We start from the raw sequence: 20,238 nt of genomic DNA, 5'->3' as shown, positions 1-20,238 counted from the left end.
TATATTCCTTTATTTCATTAATAGCACTGATAAAGTGCTGAATATCAAAAATAAACATGACAGTCGGGGTATTTATGGGCTTTTCAATTTTTCGTCGTCGAGTCGTTCTGGGTATGGTGGCGGTCGCACTGGCAACAGGCCTGAATGTCAAGTCTTACGCTGCGGGTGATCTGTTGAGTCAGGTTAAAGAACGAGGCACCCTGATTGTCGGGCTAGAGGGTACTTATCCGCCATTCAGCTTCCAGGGGGAAGATGGCAAGCTGACAGGTTTCGAAGTGGATTTTGCCAATGCGCTGGCTGAGCATATGGGCATCAAGGCAAAGATCACCCCGACAAAATGGGATGGTATGCTGGCTTCGTTGGAATCTAAGCGAATTGATGTGGCGATCAATCAGGTCACCATTTCAGATGAACGTAAGAAAAAATATGATTTCTCTACCCCTTATACAGTTTCTGGCATTCAGGTTTTGACCAAAAAAGGCAATGAAGGCAACTTCACCAAACCTGAAGATTTGGAAGGCAAGAAAGTGGGGGTTGGCTTGGGCAGTAACTACGAGCAGTGGTTACGTGACAACCTGAAAGGCGTGGATATTCGCACCTATGATGATGACCCAACAAAATATCAGGATCTGCGTGTCGGCCGGACAGATGCCATCTTAGTTGATCGTTTGGCTGCACTGGATTTGGTGAAGAAAACCAACGATACACTGGCAGTTGCAGGCCCAGCGTTTGCCCGTCAGGAGTCAGGGGTCGCGCTACGTAAAAATAACCCTGAACTGTTAGCGGCAATCAATCAGGCCATCGCTGAGATGCAAAAAGACGGGACATTGGCCAAAATTTCTGAGAAGTATTTTGGTGCGGATGTAACTAAATAATGCATGAAAGTATTCAATTGGTGCTGGATTCAGCACCATTTTTATTGAAAGGTGCCTGGTTTACCCTCCAACTGAGTTTGGGGGGGATGTTTTTTGGCCTGGCGTTAGGTTTTATGTTGGCAATGATGCGGTTATCTAGCTTCTTGCCGTTTTCACTTCTATCCCGCTTTTATGTCTCGATTTTTCGTGGCACCCCGCTAATTGCCCAACTGTTTATGATCTATTATGGTCTGCCACAGTTTGGTATTGAGCTAGACCCCATGCCTGCGGCTTTGATCGGCCTATCACTGAACACTGCGGCCTATACGTCGGAAACATTGCGTGCGGCAATTTCGTCGATTGAAAAAGGGCAGTGGGAAGCGGCAGCCAGTATCGGGATGACACGTTGGCAGACACTCTACCGGGTGATTTTGCCACAAGCCGGACGGACTGCTTTACCCCCACTGGGTAACAGTTTTATCGGTTTGGTCAAAGACACGTCGCTGGCGGCCACGATCCAAGTTCCCGAACTTTTCCGTCAGGCGCAATTGGTGACTTCCCGCACATTGGAAGTTTTCACTATGTATCTGGCGGCGTCATTGATTTACTGGATTATGGCGACATTGCTGTCAGCACTGCAAAATCGGCTGGAAGCCCACGTTAATCGTCAGGATCAGGAGTAGCCATGAGTACCATAGACGTTAAAAAACTGACCAAACAGTTTAAAGGTCAACAGGTGCTGCACGGTATCGATCTTGAAGTGAATAGCGGTGAAGTGGTCGCGATCATTGGCCCAAGTGGCTCAGGTAAGACCACCTTATTGCGCAGTATTAATCTGCTGGAGATCCCCGATTCGGGGATTATTCGTGTCGGTGATATTGAGATTGATGGCAGCCTACCTATCAGCAAGCAGCAGCGCCAAGTCCGTGCGTTGCGTCAGCAAGTCGGGTTCGTGTTCCAGAGCTTTAATTTGTTTCCGCATCGTTCGGTGCTAGAGAACATTATTGAAGGGCCGGTCATTGTCAAAGGCGAAAAACGCGCCTCGGCTGAAAAACGCGCCCGTGAGTTGCTGGCAAAAGTGGGATTGAGTGGTAAGGAAGATGCTTATCCACGCCGCTTATCCGGAGGACAGCAGCAACGGGTCGCGATAGCGCGGGCGCTGGCGATGCAACCACAGGTTATTTTGTTTGATGAGCCGACTTCTGCGTTAGATCCCGAGCTGGTCGGTGAGGTCTTAAATACGATCCGCGCGCTGGCAGAGGAAAAACGCACCATGGTTATCGTGACCCATGAAATGAGTTTTGCCCGCGATGTGGCCGACAGGGCGATCTTTATGGATCACGGACGGATTGTTGAGCAAGGCCCGGCAAAAGAACTGTTTGCTCATCCACAACATGAGCGGACTCGGCAGTTCCTCAATAAGTTTTTGAATAATCACTAATTCATCTGAAGCCAGATGAATTAGTCAAAGTGAGATCAGGGGGCAGTTCATTGCCCCCGTTTTCCCCGCTCACCTTACAGGAAGGCTTCGAGTTTAAGCCGATGGGCAGTGGTTTTAACTTCTTTCATCCGCCCATGACCGGGTAATACTTTTTGTTCAACAGTGACCAATCCGGCTTTTTTCAGAATAGCGACATCGCGGGTGACGGCACTACGATCTCTTTTTAGCCGTGTTGAAAGGGAGGTGATAGAACCGGGGTGCATCTTTACCGCCCGCAGCAGCACGATACGTGCAGCACTTAATACCCGCACCATCTCCAATGGGTCTTCGAAGGTAATTGTGTGCTCCTCGGGTAATGCTTTCCCTGCATCTACCAAGGCCGCGAGCTGTTTGCCTCGCTTGAAAAAATCATCTTCCGTTGCTGTTTTGATGACGAGCTTGTCCATTAATTTCTCCTTAATGAAGTCCAATCCTTTTGAAAGCAATCCTCTATCTGTTCAAAGCTGATAAAATCAACCGCTTCAATTCCACCCAAGTAGTGGCGATGATGGAAACCATGGGCATTGTCATAACCGATAACTCGACCATTATCACCCTGCGATAACCGGTGGTTGATATAGGCTAAATTATAGCGGGTAACGACACCGTACTGATCCGCCCATATCTCACGGCGTAATTGACCATTACCCCGCCGATTCGCAATTTTATGGATCTCATCGACAATTTTCTTATCAGCCATGAGTATAATAATCACCTCTGTGGGTTGTTGTACACAAGATCTTCATTCAGAAGAAAGCTAGGGCGCAAACATCTCAGTAATTTGCTTGAATTAATAATGGGTTAATTGCAGCCAAGAGCACAAGTGTGACAAATGAACCCTGCGGGACGTTGTCAGAATAAAATGGTTTTGTTGCGGTTTTACATTATGCGATGCGAGCAATCTCGAAGAATGAGCGGTCAATCATGCTATTGGCGAGGCAAAAATAAAGGCCCCGAAGGGCCTTTATAGAAAACTGATTGAGACGAGGAATTGGCCAAACCGCTAGAAAAACTAGCCGATAGTCATCAGGCTGGCATTACCGCCTGCTGCTGCGGTATTCACGCTGAGGGAGTGCTCAATTAACAAGCGCTCTAGCAGAATGTTCGTTTCGCCACGCGCAAAACCCTGTACCGAGACAATTGGCCCATCAATTTGCGCGATCTGCTCACAGACAGTGCGCAGTTGATCGGCATCGCCATGGTAGATGGCAGCATCAAAGGGGTGATTCGCCGTTTGCCAATCATTAGTGAGGGTGATACGTGATTGCACCACCGCCGGTAATTTGCGTAGCAGATCTTTTTGTACGCCATTTTCCGACCATAAAACCGCACTGCCGACGGCCAATACGGCGGCCAATTGCACCAGCGCATCCGCTTCGGTATCCGCCAGACACAGGACACGCTCACGGGGGAGCAGGGCATAGGTATTGCGCTCACCGGTCGGCCCCGGTAGTAGCCGAACGGTGCCACCTTGCGCCAGTTCGCCATAGCGCTGCGCCAACGGGGCCAACTCGCTCTGCTGTTCACTCATCCACTTGATCAGCGCTTGATGAGCCGTTTGCAATGCTTCACGGCCAGCGATATTCGGTGCCTGCTTATTATCCTGCTGTGCCAGTGTGTTAATCACCGCATCTTCTGGGCGATGGGACAGCAGACGGTATAAGTACAGCGGCCCCCCAGCTTTCGGCCCCGTTCCTGATAGCCCCTCGCCACCGAAAGGTTGGACGCCAACGACGGCCCCGACCATATTGCGATTAACGTAGAGGTTACCCACTTTGGCTTTTTCAGTGACATGGGCAATGGTTTCATCAATACGGGTATGAATACCTAAAGTTAACCCATAACCAGATGCATTTATTTGATCGACTAGCGCACTGAGGTTCTGGCGCTGGAAGCGCACGACATGCAGCACCGGCCCGAAGATCTCTTTTTGTAGCTCATCAAAGCTCTCCAGCTCGATCAGTGTTGGTTTGATAAAGGTGCCTCGTTGCCACTCTTGCTCATCCTGCGTATTGGCGCGAGCCGCTTGGTAAACTTTACGTCCTTTGGCGCGCATCGCCTGAATATGGCGCTCAATATCCGCTTTGGCATCGGCATCAATCACGGGTCCGATATCGGTGGAGAGACGATCTGGATTGCCCATGCGGCATTCAGCCATCGCGCCGCGCAACATCTGCAACGTGTGTTCAGCAACATCATCCTGAACACAGAGAATACGCAGGGCAGAGCAGCGCTGGCCAGCACTGTCGAAGGCGGAGGCCACAACATCGGTCACCACCTGTTCGGTGAGCGCAGAGGAGTCGACGATCATGGAATTGAGGCCACCGGTTTCGGCCACCAGCGGCGTAGGGCGACCTTGTGGGTCGAGTCGGCCTGCAATGCTGCGCTGCAAAATAGCTGCCACTTCGGTAGAACCGGTAAACATCACGCCGCGCACGCGGGCGTCATTCACCAGTGTTGCGCCTACACTATCACCTCGGCCCGGTAGCAGTTGCAAAACGCCGCGAGGAATACCGGCTTCCAGCAAAATGCGTACTGCTTGCGCGGCAATCAGCGGTGTCTGTTCTGCCGGTTTCGCTAACACACTGTTACCGGCAGCAAGTGCCGCTGCGACCTGACCGCTAAAGATAGCCAGCGGGAAGTTCCACGGGCTGATACACACCACGGGGCCAAGTGGGCGGTGACTGTCATTGGCGAAGTTATCTCGCACCAATCCGGCGTAGTAGTGCAGAAAATCAACGGCTTCACGCACTTCGGCAATGGCATTACTGAAGGTTTTACCCGCCTCACGGACCAGCATCCCCATTAGGGTTTGCATCTGAGCTTCCATCAACTCGGCAGCACGCACCAAGATGGCGGCGCGCTCAGCCGGTGGTGTCGCAAACCAGATAGCTCCCGCACTGGCAGCGGCATCCAAGGCGCGGCTGACTTCAGCTTCTGTTGCTTCGCGCACGTAACCGACGACATCCGTTGGCTCCGCCGGATTGATCACTGGCTGTTCTGCTCTGTTCTCAAGTTCAATACCGCTATCCAGCTCGGCATCAATGATAGGTTCTGCCCGCCATACTTGGCTGGCACTGGTGAGCAGGGCGCTGGAGAGTGAGGCCAGGCGATGTTCGTTCGCCAGATCTAACCCGCTGGAATTGGCCCGATCTTCACCGTACAACTCGCGCGGCAATGGAATGCGTGGATGAGGTAAGCCGAGCTGCCCCTCAGTGGCCGCAATGGTTTCAACGGCACTGACCGGATCGGCGACCAGCTCATCCAGTGGCAGTGTGGTATCCGCAATGCGGTTCACAAACGAGGTATTCGCCCCGTTTTCCAACAGGCGGCGCACCAGATAGGCGAGTAAGGTTTCATGGGTGCCTACCGGCGCATAAATACGGCATGGGCGGTTCAGTTTGCCGTCGGAAACTTTCCCCACCACTTGCTCATACAGCGGCTCACCCATGCCATGCAGACATTGGAACTCATACTGACCGGGATAGTAATTCTGCCCAGCAAGATGGTAAATCGCCGCTAAGGTATGGGCGTTATGGGTCGCAAATTGAGGATAAATCAGGCTAGGTACTGCCAGTAATTTGCGGGCGCAGGCCAGATAAGAGACATCGGTATACACTTTGCGGGTATAGACCGGATAACCTTCTAAACCGTCCACTTGGGCACGCTTAATTTCGCTGTCCCAATATGCCCCTTTAACCAGACGAATCATCAGTCGGCGACGGCTACGCTGAGCCATATCTATCACAGCATCTATCGTTGCCGGGCAGCGCTTCTGGTAAGCCTGAATGACGAAGCCGATACCATTCCAACCGGCAAGTTTTGGCTCAAAGCAGAGTTTTTCCAGCAGATCGAGTGATATTTCCAGACGATCGGCCTCTTCGGCATCAATGTTGATCCCAATGTCATACTGACGGGCTTGCAGGGTGAGCGCCAGTAATCGCGGGTAAAGCTCATCCATCACTCGCTGGTATTGAGCACGGCTATAGCGGGGGTGCAGGGCGGAAAGCTTGATTGAGATCCCCGGTCCTTCATAAATCCCGCGTCCATTGGAGGCTTTACCAATGGCGTGAATCGCCTGCTGGTAGGAGAGTAGATAGGCCTGCGCGTCTGCTTCCGTCAGGGCGGCTTCCCCCAACATGTCGTAAGAGTAGCGGAATCCTTTATCTTCCAGTTTGCGGGCATTGGCCAAGGCTTCGGCAATGGTTTCACCGGTAACGAATTGCTCACCCATCAGGCGCATCGCCATATCCACGCCTTTACGGATCAGGGGTTCGCCACCTTTGCCGATAATGCGGTTCAATGAACTGGAGAGTTTGATTTCGTTATGGGTAGAAACCAGATGTCCGGTAAACAGCAACCCCCAAGTAGCGGCATTGACAAACATTGATGGACTGCGGCCCAGATGGGAGTGCCAGTTGCCGTTGCTGATTTTATCGCGGATCAGCGCGTCACGGGTAGGTTTGTCGGGGATTCGCAGCAGCGCTTCCGCCAGACACATCAATGCCACACCTTCTTGCGAAGAGAGGGAAAATTCCTGCAACAACCCTTGTACGATACCCGCACGGCCATTGGCACTTTTCTGGTTACGTAGCTTCTCGGCAATGGAGTAGGCGAGTGAATGTGTCGCCTGTACTAAATCAGCGGGCAAACGCGCTTGCTCCAGTAACATCGGGATAGCTTCTGTTTCCGGACGGCGGTAAGCGGCAGTGATGGCGGCGCGGGTCACTGACTGTGGTAGCACATGCTCGGCAAAATCTAAAAATGGCTGGTGGGCGCTGTCAGCGACTTGCGGCATAATGTCGTCCGCTTCCAGTAGCTGAGGCGCATAGGTTGCTGGAAGTTCAGGTAATTCACTGCCACTCTCCAGCCGCTCTAAATAGTTAAAAATGGCTTGCTTGATCAGCCAGTGAGGCGTGCGGTCAATATGTTGTGCTGCGGCCTTGATACGGTCGCGCGTTGCTTCGTCGAGTTTCACGCCCATTGTGGTACTAGCCATGCTGTCAGGCTCCTTTTATAAGGGGAGTTATGATTTTATTTCAGACAATATCAGTCATGTTGCAACTTTGTGCAACCGTGTTAAATCAGGCGCGTGAATGAACTGTGAATTTAGTCTGGTTTTTAACAATTAATCAGCTGGGAGAGTTAATAAAATATTACGTAGCATGTGAGCTAATACTAATAATAGTAGGCTTTGTAGGGTGTTTACCTTGGGTGTTACTCATTTTAGGCTGGAAGGTGTTACTTCTGACATCGTGTAATGTGATGTGGCGTGAATTTTTTGTAAATAAATTGTTTGAATTGTTGTGGGCAGAGAAACTCCTCTACTAGGATAGCCATCGCGACATAGCCGTTTGATAGCGAATAGTTGTGCAGACAATTTATCTGAGGTTAATCGTTCGTCTCTGGTGCAACTTAGTGTCACGTTCCGACCGCCAGAGATAAACATCACACCGCACTCAGAGAGAAGAGCCAGACATAGCGGGACAGATTAAAACGATAATACGCACTATGGAGACGTTGCATGACCATGAATACACCGATGTTGGTGACTTTTTTAGTTTACATTTTTGGGATGATATTGATTGGCCTTATGGCCTACCGGGCAACCAATAACTTTGATGACTACATTCTGGGTGGACGAAGTTTAGGCAGTGTGGTTACCGCACTTTCTGCCGGTGCTTCTGATATGAGTGGCTGGCTATTGATGGGGCTGCCGGGTGCTATTTTCCTGTCAGGCATATCTGAAAGCTGGATAGCCATTGGTCTGACGATGGGGGCTTACCTTAACTGGAAGCTGGTTGCAGGGCGTTTGCGGGTGCATACCGAAGTCAATAATAATGCGCTGACACTGCCGGATTATTTCACTAGTCGCTTTGAAGATAAAAGTAAATTGCTACGGGTGATATCAGCCGTGGTTATTTTGGTCTTCTTTACCATTTATTGTGCTTCAGGCATTGTTGCCGGTGCGCGTTTATTCGAAAGCACCTTTGACATGAATTACAGCACCGCATTGTGGGCCGGTGCCGCCGCGACTATCGCTTATACCTTTATTGGCGGTTTCCTCGCGGTGAGTTGGACCGATACCGTGCAGGCGACACTGATGATTTTCGCCCTGATATTAACGCCGATTATCGTTATTCTGGCAGTGGGGGGCATCGATACATCAATTATGGTTATCGCCGCGAAGAACCCAGCAAATATCGATATGTTTAAAGGGCTAAATCTGGTTGCGATTCTCTCGTTGTTGGGTTGGGGGTTAGGCTATTTCGGTCAGCCGCATATTCTGGCGCGCTTTATGGCAGCAGACTCCCATCGGACGATTCGTAGCGCACGCCGTATCAGTATGACCTGGATGATCCTCTGTCTGGCAGGGACTATCGCGGTGGGCTTCTTTGGTATCGCTTACTTTGAAAATCACCCGGAACAAGCGGGGAACGTGACCCAAAATGGTGAGCGTGTATTCATTGAGTTAGCCAAACTGCTGTTCAACCCATGGATTGCGGGTATTTTGCTCTCCGCGATTCTGGCTGCGGTGATGAGTACTTTAAGCTGCCAACTGCTGGTGTGCTCCAGTGCACTGACAGAAGATCTGTATAAAGCCTTCCTGCGTAAAAAAGCCAGCCAGAAAGAGTTAGTTTGGGTCGGCCGTGCCATGGTGTTGCTGGTGGCATTGATTGCCATTGCGCTGGCAGCGGACCCTGATAACCGCGTGCTTGGTTTGGTTAGTTACGCATGGGCAGGCTTCGGGGCAGCATTTGGCCCAGTGGTGCTTATCTCGGTGACCTGGTCACGAATGACCCGTAATGGTGCGTTGGCGGGGATGCTGATTGGTGCTATCACCGTTATCGTCTGGAAGCAGTACGCTTGGCTGGGTTTGTACGAGATTATCCCAGGCTTCGTGTTTGCGAGTATCGCCATTGTTGTCGTGAGCTTGATGGGTAAAACACCAAGCAATGCGGTTACTGAACGTTTCCACAATGCTGAAGCTGAGTTCAAAACCGTTTAATCACCGTGTTGGCTCTGCTTAATCAGCCCCCTGCAAAAAACAGGGGGCTTTTTCTTACAGAAAATCCCACCTGCTTTGACCGCAATATAAATGTCTATCCTGATGACTTTATTTGCTATCCAACCACTCAGAAACAATTTGCCACACTTTGATTAACAATATTCTTACGCGGTCTATTGAATTTCTTTCTAACAGAATGATAATCACTATCGTTTTGAGTTTTACTTTTCTTTACGTTAATTGACATAGCTTGTCATCATCGAGTTTTACCCATACCTACCGCAGGGGTTCAGGCATGTTCGTCCCATTTCTTATTATGTTTCGTGAAGGGCTGGAGGCCGCACTGATAGTGAGCCTGATCGCCAGCTATCTTAAACGTACTCAGCGTGGTCAATGGATGGGGGCAGTGTGGACTGGCGTGATCACAGCAGCGGCACTCTGTCTTGCTATCGGTATCTTTATTAATGAAACCACGGGTGAGTTCCCACAAAAACAGCAAGAGCTGTTCGAAGGGATTATCGCGGTGGTGGCAGTTTGCATATTAACCTATATGGTTTTCTGGATGCGTAAGGTATCCAAGTCAGTAAAAACCCATTTAGAAGGTGCCATTGATAGTGCACTGAACTCTGGTCGTCGTCAGGGGTGGGCCTTGGTGGCAATGGTGTTCTTTGCCGTAGCCCGTGAAGGGCTTGAATCGGTGTTCTTCTTACTGGCGGCTTTCCAGCAGGATGTCGGTATGGGCGCGCCAATCGGCGCCATATTGGGGCTGACCTGCGCGATTCTGGTGGGTATGGCGATCTACTGGGGCGGCATTAAGTTGCATTTGGCGAAATTCTTCAAGTGGACCAGCCTGTTTATTCTGTTTGTCGCCGCAGGGCTGGCAGCGGGGGCAATCAGAGCCTTCCATGAAGCGGGTCTGTGGAACCATTTCCAAGATATCGCCTTTGATCTGACCAATGTGCTCTCGACGCACTCATTGCTTGGCACCTTCCTTGAAGGCATGTTCGGCTATCAAGAAGCCCCAACAGTCAGTGAAGTGGCGGTCTACTTTATCTATCTGATTCCGGCACTAATCCTATTTTTCCTTCCACCACGCACCACGGCGGCCTCAACCGTACCGGCTGCGCGGAAATCTAACTAATCATTCAGGGATTTATCACATGTCTAACCGGTTCTTCCGCCGCACAGCTTTGCACGCCGCTTTACTGGCACTGCCTGCTTTTGCTATCAGCGCACAGGCTGCTGATATTCCACAAGTTAAAATCACGGTTAATGATAAGCAGTGCGAGCCAATGGCGCTGACGATCCCCGCGGGCAAAACTCAGTTTATTGTCCATAACGTCAGCCAGAAAGGGCTGGAGTGGGAGATCCTCAAAGGGGTGATGGTGGTTGAGGAGCGCGAAAATATCGCCCCTGGTTTTACCCAAAAGATGACCGCTAATCTGGAACCGGGCGAATATGACATGACCTGCGGTTTGCTGAGCAACCCGAAAGGCAAATTGACCGTTACGGCGGCTAGCGCTGAAACCGTGGTGAAACCCGATGCTATGGCATTGGTGGGGCCAATCGCTGAATACAAAGTCTATGTCACGCAAGAAGTTGCCCAGTTAGTCACGCAAACTAAAGCCTTTACCGATGCGGTGAAAAAGGGGGATCTGGCGCTGGCCCGCAAGTTGTACGCGCCGACTCGTCAGCATTACGAGCGTATCGAACCGATTGCTGAGCTGTTTTCCGATTTAGATGGCAGTATCGACGCCCGTGAAGATGATTTTGAGCAGAAAGCCGCCGATCCGAAATTTACCGGTTTCCACCGTTTAGAGAAAATCCTGTTTGGTGACAATACCACCAAAGGTGCGGATAAATTTGCTGATCAGCTCTATCTGGACACCTTAGAGCTGCAAAAGCGCATTACTGGCCTGACATTTGCGCCGAATAAAGTGGTTGGCGGGGCGGCGGGCTTAATCGAAGAGGTCGCGGCCAGCAAAATCAGCGGTGAAGAAGATCGTTACAGCCGCACTGATTTATGGGATTTCCAAGCCAACGTTGATGGTGCACAGAAAATTGTCAATCTGCTGCGGCCACTGCTGGAAAAAGCCGATAAACCACTGCTGCAAAAAATCGATGCCAACTTCAAAACTGTTGACAGCGTATTGGCGAAATACCGCACCAAAGAGGGCTATGAGTCTTACGAGAAGTTAACCGATGCCGATCGTAATGCGATGAAAGGGCCAATTACGGCGCTGGCGGAAGATCTTGCTCAGCTCCGTGGTGTATTAGGTCTGGATTGAGGCATTAACCATGAGTCAGAAAACCGGCCCGCAACACGGGCCGTATCAGCAAGATAACGGGGCGGCTTTGCCGTCCCGTCGGCGCTTACTGCTGGGGATGGGGGTCATGAGCGGCGCCCTGGCGCTCGGCGGGGCAAAAGTCGCCCGTGCGGCGGGTTGCCCAGCACCTGAGGCGCAGGCTGCCCAAGATGAACGTTGGCAGAAACAGCCCTTTTACGGTCAGCATCAATCCGGCGTGTTAACCCCACAACAGGCGGCGATGATGCTGGTGGCGTTTGATGTGCTGGCTACGGATAAAGCCGCATTGACCCGCTTGTTCAAACTGTTGACCGAACGCATTGCCTTTTTGACCACGGGCGGACATGCACCATCAGTCAATGCCAAATTGCCACCGTTAGACTCGGGCATTATGGGGCCAGAAATCTACCCAGATAACCTGACGATCACAGTTTCCGTTGGTGATTCGCTGTTTGATGAGCGCTTTGGCTTACAGAAGCAAAAACCAGTGCGGTTGCAGAAAATGACACGTTTCCCGAATGACTCACTGGATGCGGGTCTGTGTCATGGCGATCTCTTGCTGCAAATTTGCGCTAATACCAATGAAACCGTGATTCATGCACTGCGCGATATCATTAAGCACTCACCGGACCTTCTCAGTGTTCGCTGGAAGCGCGAGGGCTTTATCTCGGCCCATGCGGCACGCAGTAAAGGCAAAGAGACGCCGATCAACTTGTTGGGTTTTAAAGATGGCACCGCGAATCCGAAAACCAGTGATAAGCCCTTGATCAGCCAGGTGGTTTGGGTTCAGGAAAATGTCGGCGAACCGGCATGGGCCGTCGGGGGGAGCTATCAGGCGGCACGAATTATCCGCTTCAAAGTGGAGTTTTGGGATCGCACCCCACTGCAGGAGCAGCAAACCATTTTTGGCCGTGATAAACACAGTGGTGCGCCTTTGGGCATGGTGCATGAGCACGATGAACCGGATTACACCACAGATCCTGATGGCAAAGTGATTCAGCTGGATGCCCATATTCGTCTGGCCAATCCGCGAACCACAGAAACCCAGAGTAACCTGATGCTGCGCCGCGGTTACAGCTACTCGTTGGGCGTCTCAAATTCCGGGCAACTGGATATGGGGCTGCTGTTTGTTTGCTACCAGTCTGATTTGGAAAAAGCGTTCCTGACGGTACAAAAGCGGCTGAATGGTGAGGCGTTGGAAGAGTACATTAAACCGATTGGCGGGGGGTATTTCTTCACGTTACCGGGTGTGGTAGATGCTAACCACTATCTGGCCCAAGGTCTGCTCGAGGCTTAAATCTGTTGGTCGGTTAACCCTATTTGTTGCTTAAAATTGAGCACCGCTTTTACGCGGTGCTTTTTTATGACGACTGAACTTATGACGACTGAACTTTTTGACGATTTAGCTCTTCAGTTTGGCCGTAATCTTCGCCACATGTTCACCTTGGAAACGGGCAATCGCCAGCTCTTCAGCGCTGGGTTGACGGGAGCCATCACCACCCGCAATGGTGGTTGCGCCATAAGGGGTGCCACCGCGAGTCTGCGAAACATCAAACAACTCTTTAGCGCCATAACCGATAGGAACAATGATAAAACCGTGGTGTGCCAGTGTGGTCCAGGTTGAGGTAATGGTATGCTCTTGCCCGCCACCGGTACCGGTTGAGGAGAATACGCTGGCGACTTTGCCGTACAGCGCACCGGATGCCCATAAGCCACCGGTTTGATCGAGGAAGGTCCGCATTTGCCCCGCCATATTACCAAAGCGGGTTGGCGTACCAAAAATGATGCCATCGTAATCGGCTAACTCTTGCGGTGTCGCCACTGGCGCTTGCTGGCCCGTTTTACCGCCTGCATTGGCGAAAGCCTCGGCTGGCATGGTTTCTGGTACGCGCTTTATCGTCACTTCTACGCCATTGACCTTTTTTGCGCCTTCGGCTATGGCACCAGCAAGTGTCTCGATATGCCCATACATGGAATAGTAAAGTACTAAAATTTTCGCCATCTCGCTTTGCTCCAATCAAATATATTGAATAACGCTGATGATGTAATCATAGTCGCTGCTAATGACACTTATTAACCATACGCCATTGCGTGTAGGCTGCAACTTTGCCCGCACAGAAGGTGTCACTCAGGGGCAACTTCTGGGCGCTGTTATCACAGATTACGCAGCTTCTTTTGCAGGCGCTTTTGCTGCCAGCGTTCCACCCAGTTGCCCAGTAAAAATGTGTTGATGGCTCTTAACCCCAATGGGATACCTAATCCAAGAACCACCCACCATGCCCACATATAACTTGGTGAGGTGAACCAGTTAATGGCAAACAGCACTGCACAAAGGATAACCGCGCGCAATAGTTGGCGTAAAAAAGCCATTTCATTGTCAACGGCATCACGAGCATCAAGTACGCGCTGGTCAACAGCATCAGCGGGTGCCGCTTGTTGTTGGCTGGCGCCGGGGGTGTAGAGTTCGCTGACTTTCAGATCCAAAACCGCGGCAATGGCGCTCAAGGTTTCAAGGCTGGCATGTTCGCCATTCTCTATCCGCTGGATAGTGCGCACATTAAGACTGCAAAGTTCGGCTAACTGCTCTTGTGACCAAGCGCGAGCCTGCCGTAATTCACGAATACGATAAAGATTCATATTGAGCTCCCTATGGGGTCTGTTGGTATACCAGCAAACCTACGCGCACGCGTTCGACATCACCACGACAGTAACCCGACATCTTCCCGACGCCAGGCCGACAGCCGCTGTTCGGCCTATTTTGCTCATTATCTCAGCCTAATCTTCGCCCCATCACTGGGCTATTTATCACAGTTACTTGCCATCCATATTGACAGAACCCAGCGCGGTTAATATCTTGATTGATAGTTAAACTCCGTTTTAATAAATCACTTGGAGTTTATTTTCAAAAATTAGCCAACACACTCAAGCCTGAATTATTGATCAATGGGAAATACTGCTGATGACTCAGATATACCGCCAATATAAGAAAAAATGGGGTGCAAGAGTAGCACTGTTTAGCGCACTCACTTTATTAGTGACCTTGTCCTTGCCGCAAGCCAACGCCCAGCACTATCCCGATGTGCCGGTTCCCTTTAAAAACGGGACTGGCGCACGGGTGAATCACCATCTGTATATTGGTTTGGGCAGTGCGGGACAATCCTGGTTTCGCCTTGATATGGATAACATTAGCAGTGGTTGGCAGAAAATAGCCGATTTCCCCGGACAGCCGCGTGAGCAAACCGTCACGGTGGCGCTGGAGGGAAAATTGTATGTTTTTGGCGGTGTGGGCAAAAGTAGTGCTAGCGATACTCAGGTGCGGGCGCTGAATGATGTCTATAGATTTGATCCGCAAACGAATCAATGGCAACAGTTGGCGACTCGTGCTCCGCGCGGCTTGGTCGGCACGGCGGCCACCACGCTAGATGGCAAGCATGCGCTGCTATTGGGGGGGGTAAATAAAGCGATTTTTGATGGCTATTTCGCTGATCTGGCGACTGCTGGCAGTAATGAGACACAGAAGAGTGCAGTGATTAATGCCTATTTTGATCAGGCCCCGGCTGATTATTTCTATAACCGAGATGTGCTTATTTATGCGCCGGCAAATAATCAGTGGAAAAGTGGCGGTCAGGTGCCGTTTTTAGGCACTGCTGGGTCAGCAATCACCGACATGAATAATCGTCTGATATTAATTAACGGTGAAATTAAGCCTGGCTTAAGGACTGCGGCAGTTTGGCAGGGAGAGAAGCAGGGCGCAGAACTGAAATGGCAGCAGTTGCCCGACTTGATCGGGGCGGAAAAGGGTGCTGAGCAAGAGGGGTTAGCTGGGGCGTTTTCCGGTGTCAGCCATAACGCGGTGTTGGTGGCGGGCGGGGCCAATTTCCCCGGAGCCTGGCAACAGTTCAATGCAGGTCAACTCTATGCGCATAAGGGGTTGAAGAAACAGTGGCAACAAGCGGTTTATGCGCAGGTCGATGGTCAGTGGCAGCTGGCAGGGGAATTGCCACAACCACTGGGTTACGGTGTATCCATTCAGGATAATAATAAAGTGATTCTGGTGGGGGGAGAAACCACCGACGGTGTCGCGACAACTGCGGTGACTCAGCTATCTTGGCAGAATAGCCAACTGCACATTGAGTAAGGATCTATCGGTTCAGGGGAGATTATGCGCGGCAGGGTGCTTGTTGGCAAAATGCCAGCGGCGGAGAGAACCGGCAGATCGTAAAGACGCCGTAAATACCTCCTTGTAGGCTCGAGCCGCGCCATCCCTGGCGCGGACGCTTTACTCTTCTACCTGCTCTCACCGTTTCAGATCGAGTCATCGAGGTTTATCAAGGGTCTGAGCCTATTAGGCTTTGCCTTTCCCAATGATTTTGCCGTCTTGCAGCACAAAGAGTTTATGCGTTTTGGTGTAGTGGATAATGTTAAAAATCCCTTGCTGATAGGTGGTCGCATCCTCATTTTGCTCGGTGATCAGTGCGGGCTTGCCATCAACGTACATCTGGTTTTGTGCATTGATCCGGATATCCAATCCCGCCAGATGTGTTTTGACGGTTTTATGCGCCGCCTGCGCATATTGCTTCGCGGCATTCTGCAACGCAGTGGCTTCCGCTGCATTGTTGATGCTGGCTTGTCGATTCTGTTCGGCAAGGTAGCAGGTATCTTTGGATATCCCTTTGGATTCGCATTCAGACATTCTGGAAGCCTGACTTGAACAACCGGCTAACAATGCGATGCTTACTAATACTGCTATTTTATTGATCATGTAATTTGAAACCTGAATTGTGATGATTGAGATTTATCAACCGGCATCGAGGGGGCTGAGATGTCGCCACCCATTGAGCCAGCGTTATTGTCATAGTATTTAATGAGATAGGGTGACATTACCAGCCCACAGCAAAGGATCCTGCTACGCCTGTCCCGCTATTATTGTCCTGACTGGCAGCAAGGGTTGTTGCCATGTTTTCAGAGAACTTGTGACGATACCCCAGAGCAATAGCCGAGCCACCCTCATAACTACCTGCACCCAGTGCAATGCTGTTGTCCATATCGACATAGTGAAGGCCAGAGACGGCAAGTGCATTGCTGACGCCTGATTTCATAGCGTGGCGGTCTTCATCCTGTTGCGACTGGAGCGTGTCGAGTCGTGATGCCGTTTGGCTGGCATCAATGGCGGCAAAGTTAGTCGGCGCGACTTGCAGCGGAGTGGTCGTGGTCAACGTACTCGTCGTGAGTGCTTGAGTTGCCGCCACGCGGTTTATCTGTTTCTTCGACACCCTTTGCGTCTGTGGTTGTCGCGGAGTTTGTTTCACAGGAACAGCAGGTTTAGTCGATTTTCTTGGGGTCGGTGTTTTTTGTGGGATGGCTTGTGGCTGCAGCTGTGGTGTGTTGATCACAGGTGTTTGCTGCGCCACGGTAGGGATGGCATATGGTTTTACTGGTGCGCGTAATTCCACTGCCAGTGCTGGCCGAGCAATGATAGCCGCGTGTTGCTCAGCAGCACTTAGTGCATCCCACTGAGCCAACACAGTAGGGCTACTTGTTCCTTCATCCCAAGCTGATGCCAGAAAATCACTTAACTGATCAGCATGGGCGAATTCAGGTGCAAAGCCGCAGATCGCGATGATGACAGCCGTCGTCTTGAGTAGGGCGCGGGCAGTGGCACCACTGAGAGTAAGGTGGCGAACGAAAGCGAGCTTATTGGTTTTGCCCGTGCTGAGCTCAGTAATCATTGGGTTGTTACGACGATGGGTCATTTAGTGCTATCCGATAATTTGTTTGCCTTTTAGTGCGAATGAGTCTGCGCCTGTGATGAAGGTCACACTTTGTTTTAGATCAAACTTATAAATTTTCAAGAAATAACTGATTTCGTTCGTAATTTAGTATAGATTGGTTCGTGATAAGAACTTTTAAATGTGTTTTTTTCCACAGAAGTGATCTTATTGATTGATCTCTAATAAGACTTTTTTGTTCGTAATAAGAACCGAATTGGTTTTATTGTATTGGGTGGTGAGAAAAAAAGTGGAGTTTTTTGCCATGGTAAGAGAGAAAGTTTGGAAGCCGGAAGAGTTACAACGCTCGGAAGAGTTCAACGCGATAGTCGAAGAGTTAGCCTTGCCACGCCCGCTGCTGGCAAAAGTATGCCAAACAAACAGGTCTACACTGCATGGCTATCTGAACAAAGAGAAACCGGTGAAAGTCCCGGCAATGGCGGTGTCAGTGATGCGACTATTGAAGTTCCTCAAATCAAGGTCGCAAAAGGATTTTGACGATTATCTGATCCTCAGTGCGGCTGAGTTATTAAGTGAAGGGACGGATAACAAAGATCTGGCTCAGATTTTGGTTAAATCAAAGCAAATTCAGGCGAAAGCGGGGTTAAAAGAGTATTTCGATGAATTAAAGTAAGTTAGCAAGTTTGAATGTAGCTATAAGTAATGAAATTCAAATGATTATATTATTTTTGTCTTTATTTTATACGAAAAAAAACGCAGTCATCGTGATGGAGAAGCTGACTCCCCAGCCAAACTGACGTGGGGAATCAGGGTGATCATTAGCTGTCTTGCGGCAAGGGTTTGCCATCGCGACCTAAACGAGGCAGCGCCTTACGGCGTTGCAGCAGTGCATTGAGCAATATCGCACCAAAGGTCGCTGTTCCTATGCCGCCGAGGGTAAAGTTACCCAAGGTTAAGGCGAAGTTCCCCGCGCCCAAGACCAGTGTCACCGCGACCATAATCAGGTTGCCGTTATCACTGAGATCCACGCTGTTTTGCAGCCAAATACGTGCCCCCGCTACCGCAATCAATCCAAATACCACGATAGAGGCACCGCCTAACACAGGCCCCGGGATGGTGTGGATCAGCGCACCAAATTTGGGTGAGAAACCCAGCAGAATAGCCACCAGCGCAGCAGCCACAAATACCAAAGTAGAGTAGATTTTGGTCACTGCCATCACGCCGATATTCTCGGCATAAGTTGTCACTCCCGTACCGCCCACGGAGCCTGAGAGCATGGTTGCCAGCCCATCACCGACGAAAGCCCGCCCCATATAGGGGTCCAGATTCTTACCGGTCATCCCGGCGACGGCTTTGATATGACCTAAATTTTCTGCCACTAAAATGACGGCCACGGGGGCGATAAGTAGCATGGCGTGGACATCAAAAACCGGAGTGGTAAATTGCGGCCAGCCAAACCACGCCGCTTGGCTGATGGGGCCGAAATCAACCGGTGTTCCCCAGCCGAAACCATTGGTGACCACCAGATAGATCACATAAGACAAAATCAGCCCGACCAGAATCAGCAGGCGTTGAACCATTCCGCTGGTAAATACGGCAACGACACCGATACATAAAATGGTGACCACCGCCATCCAACTGTTAAATGATGAACCGGAGACACTGTTAACCGCAATAGGCGCCAGATTTAAGCCAATGGCCATCACCACCGCGCCGGTGACGACCGGCGGCATTAACCGCTCGATCCAGCGGGTACCGACACTCATCACGATAAAACCAATCAGGGTATAAATTGCCCCACAGGCAATGATGCCACCTAACGCCAGCGCAATATTGGGATTCGGGCCGCTGCCGGTATAGCCCGTCACGGCAATGACCAAACCGACAAATGCAGCGCTGGAACCCAAATAGCTTGGCACCCGACCGCCGACAATCAGGAAAAAAAGCAGGGTGCCGATGCCTGACATCAAAATTGCCAGATTGGCATCAAACCCCATCAGTAGCGGCATCAGCACCGTGGCACCAAACATCGCTACAGCATGTTGCAGCCCCATAATCAGTGTTGCGCCGATCGGGAGGCGTTCATCCGGAGCAATAATGGCCCCGTCCAGATTGCCGCTGCGTTTACGCCATATTGGAAACCAGTTATTCGCCATAATATGCTCCGTGAATCATCTGCTGAAAAATATCAATATGTTGCCGAAAGCTAAGCGGCCCGATGGTGAGTCGAATCAACGGCTTTGGCGCATTAACGGGTGATAGCAGCGATCAAAATAGGCCAAACCATGTTGGTCATCGTTATGAATCACCGCCGCAGCCTGACAAAACAGAATGTCGTGGGTACCCACTGAAATAACCTGAGTGATATGGCAGTCAAAGGAGGCGACAGCGCCGCTAAGCACCGGAGAACCGGTCACGAGTGTCGACCAGCGGGCGGCGGAAAAACGCATCTCCATCGGGGTCTTGCCGCCAAACAGGTTCGACAGTGACTCATGCTCGGCGCATAAGGTATTGACGCATAAGGTCTGATTTTGCTGAAACACGGAATAGACGGACGCCGAGCGATTCAGGCACACCAATAAGGTGGGTGGTGAGTCGGTGACACTGCACACCGCCGAGGCGGTAAATCCCGCACGTCCTGCCGGCCCGTCGGTGGTAATAATATTCACCGCAGAACCCAGCCGCGCCATGGCATCACGGAAATCTTGTTTATCTACGGCGACGCTGCGCAACATTGATGATGTAGACAGTGTTGATGCTGTGGGTAAAGGCTCAGTCGGCAATGATTCAGGCGATAATGATGCAGTCGATAACGATTGTGTTTGCATGGTCCACCTCATGATTAAAACGCAGTTCATCC

The 20,238-nt window shown here is 50.8% G+C and carries 18 protein-coding genes; 9 read left to right on the top strand and 9 right to left on the bottom strand.

All coding sequences use genetic code 11. The features are described from left to right. Nucleotides 1–74 precede the first annotated feature (74 nt). From tcyJ to tcyN, 3 genes are read left to right on the top strand one after another with little or no spacing between them, the layout of a single operon-like run. On the top strand, nt 75–875 hold the full coding sequence (tcyJ, locus tag ACZ76_RS00895) for a cystine ABC transporter substrate-binding protein (protein ID WP_048615948.1): 801 nt from the start codon (nt 75–77) through the stop codon (nt 873–875). After that, nucleotides 875–1,537: a cystine ABC transporter permease gene (gene tcyL, locus ACZ76_RS00890; RefSeq protein WP_032815174.1), complete on the top strand. Its 663-nt coding sequence runs from the start codon at nt 875–877 to the stop codon at nt 1,535–1,537. The genes tcyJ and tcyL overlap by 1 nt, the downstream gene beginning before the upstream one ends. Before the next feature lie 2 nt (nt 1,538–1,539). Then, the gene (tcyN, locus tag ACZ76_RS00885) at nt 1,540–2,295 is read left to right on the top strand and encodes an L-cystine ABC transporter ATP-binding protein TcyN (RefSeq protein WP_048615946.1); all 756 of its coding nucleotides are present in this window, start codon (nt 1,540–1,542) and stop codon (nt 2,293–2,295) included. Between the two features lie 74 nt (nt 2,296–2,369). On the opposite strand, the gene ACZ76_RS00880 is transcribed toward tcyN, so the two are convergent. From ACZ76_RS00880 to putA, 3 genes are all read right to left on the bottom strand, one after another. After that, nucleotides 2,370–2,741, bottom strand: a complete 372-nt coding sequence (locus tag ACZ76_RS00880) for an HVO_A0114 family putative DNA-binding protein (RefSeq protein ID WP_048615944.1) — start codon at nt 2,739–2,741, stop codon at nt 2,370–2,372. After that, nucleotides 2,741–3,034 carry a toxin-antitoxin system TumE family protein gene (locus ACZ76_RS00875; protein WP_048615942.1) on the bottom strand — a complete coding sequence of 98 codons (294 nt, stop codon included), beginning with the start codon at nt 3,032–3,034 and terminating at the stop codon, nt 2,741–2,743. Before ACZ76_RS00875 ends, ACZ76_RS00880 begins: the two co-directional genes overlap by 1 nt. Before the next feature lie 312 nt (nt 3,035–3,346). Beyond that, nucleotides 3,347–7,333 carry a trifunctional transcriptional regulator/proline dehydrogenase/L-glutamate gamma-semialdehyde dehydrogenase gene (putA, locus tag ACZ76_RS00870; RefSeq protein ID WP_048615940.1) on the bottom strand — a complete coding sequence of 1,329 codons (3,987 nt, stop codon included), beginning with the start codon at nt 7,331–7,333 and terminating at the stop codon, nt 3,347–3,349. Between the two features lie 525 nt (nt 7,334–7,858). On the opposite strand from putA, the gene putP reads away from it, so the two are divergent. The 4 genes from putP to efeB all read left to right on the top strand — a co-directional run bounded on the left by putP (nt 7,859) and on the right by efeB (nt 12,946). Continuing rightward, nucleotides 7,859–9,343 (top strand): sodium/proline symporter PutP, encoded by a 1,485-nt coding sequence (gene putP, locus ACZ76_RS00865; RefSeq protein ID WP_048615937.1) that lies wholly within the window; start codon nt 7,859–7,861, stop codon nt 9,341–9,343. Nucleotides 9,344–9,638: 295 nt separating this feature from the next. Then, nucleotides 9,639–10,484 (top strand): iron uptake transporter permease EfeU, encoded by an 846-nt coding sequence (efeU, locus tag ACZ76_RS00860; protein WP_048615934.1) that lies wholly within the window; start codon nt 9,639–9,641, stop codon nt 10,482–10,484. Between the two features lie 19 nt (nt 10,485–10,503). Further along, nucleotides 10,504–11,631 (top strand): iron uptake system protein EfeO, encoded by a 1,128-nt coding sequence (gene efeO, locus ACZ76_RS00855; RefSeq protein ID WP_048615933.1) that lies wholly within the window; start codon nt 10,504–10,506, stop codon nt 11,629–11,631. 10 nt (nt 11,632–11,641) lie between these two features. Continuing rightward, the gene (gene efeB / locus ACZ76_RS00850; RefSeq protein ID WP_048615931.1) at nt 11,642–12,946 is read left to right on the top strand and encodes an iron uptake transporter deferrochelatase/peroxidase subunit; all 1,305 of its coding nucleotides are present in this window, start codon (nt 11,642–11,644) and stop codon (nt 12,944–12,946) included. Nucleotides 12,947–13,051: 105 nt separating this feature from the next. Here efeB and wrbA read toward each other — a convergent pair whose 3' ends face one another. Next, the gene (gene wrbA, locus ACZ76_RS00845) at nt 13,052–13,651 is read right to left on the bottom strand and encodes an NAD(P)H:quinone oxidoreductase (protein ID WP_048615930.1); all 600 of its coding nucleotides are present in this window, start codon (nt 13,649–13,651) and stop codon (nt 13,052–13,054) included. Between the two features lie 152 nt (nt 13,652–13,803). Then, nucleotides 13,804–14,286, bottom strand: coding sequence for a helix-turn-helix domain-containing protein (locus ACZ76_RS00840; RefSeq protein WP_048615928.1), 483 nt, complete (start codon nt 14,284–14,286; stop codon nt 13,804–13,806). Nucleotides 14,287–14,608: 322 nt separating this feature from the next. Between ACZ76_RS00840 and ACZ76_RS00835 the strand changes: the two genes are divergently transcribed. Further along, nucleotides 14,609–15,787 carry an N-acetylneuraminate epimerase gene (locus ACZ76_RS00835; RefSeq protein ID WP_048615927.1) on the top strand — a complete coding sequence of 393 codons (1,179 nt, stop codon included), beginning with the start codon at nt 14,609–14,611 and terminating at the stop codon, nt 15,785–15,787. A gap of 207 nt (nt 15,788–15,994) precedes the next feature. Here ACZ76_RS00835 and ACZ76_RS00830 read toward each other — a convergent pair whose 3' ends face one another. Next, nucleotides 15,995–16,411, bottom strand: coding sequence for a hypothetical protein (locus tag ACZ76_RS00830; RefSeq protein ID WP_048615925.1), 417 nt, complete (start codon nt 16,409–16,411; stop codon nt 15,995–15,997). 118 nt (nt 16,412–16,529) lie between these two features. Beyond that, nucleotides 16,530–17,402 carry a YadA-like family protein gene (locus tag ACZ76_RS00825; protein ID WP_048615923.1) on the bottom strand — a complete coding sequence of 291 codons (873 nt, stop codon included), beginning with the start codon at nt 17,400–17,402 and terminating at the stop codon, nt 16,530–16,532. Between the two features lie 280 nt (nt 17,403–17,682). Here ACZ76_RS00825 and ACZ76_RS00820 point away from each other — a divergent pair, with 280 nt between their 5' ends. Then, on the top strand, nt 17,683–18,051 hold the full coding sequence (locus ACZ76_RS00820) for a hypothetical protein (protein WP_048615921.1): 369 nt from the start codon (nt 17,683–17,685) through the stop codon (nt 18,049–18,051). A gap of 145 nt (nt 18,052–18,196) precedes the next feature. Here ACZ76_RS00820 and rutG read toward each other — a convergent pair whose 3' ends face one another. Then, complete coding sequence (gene rutG / locus ACZ76_RS00815; protein WP_048615919.1) at nt 18,197–19,534, bottom strand: pyrimidine utilization transport protein G; 1,338 nt, start codon at nt 19,532–19,534, stop codon at nt 18,197–18,199. 75 nt (nt 19,535–19,609) lie between these two features. Beyond that, nucleotides 19,610–20,113, bottom strand: a complete 504-nt coding sequence (gene rutF, locus ACZ76_RS00810) for an NADH-dependent FMN reductase RutF (RefSeq protein ID WP_048620139.1) — start codon at nt 20,111–20,113, stop codon at nt 19,610–19,612. Between the last annotated feature and the right edge of the window lie 125 nt (nt 20,114–20,238).

The organism is Yersinia aleksiciae (genome assembly GCF_001047675.1).
Taxonomy (GTDB): Bacteria; Pseudomonadota; Gammaproteobacteria; order Enterobacterales; family Enterobacteriaceae; genus Yersinia; species Yersinia aleksiciae.
Note: the sequence above shows the minus strand (reverse complement) of the source record. Positions and strands in the feature narration are given on the sequence as shown.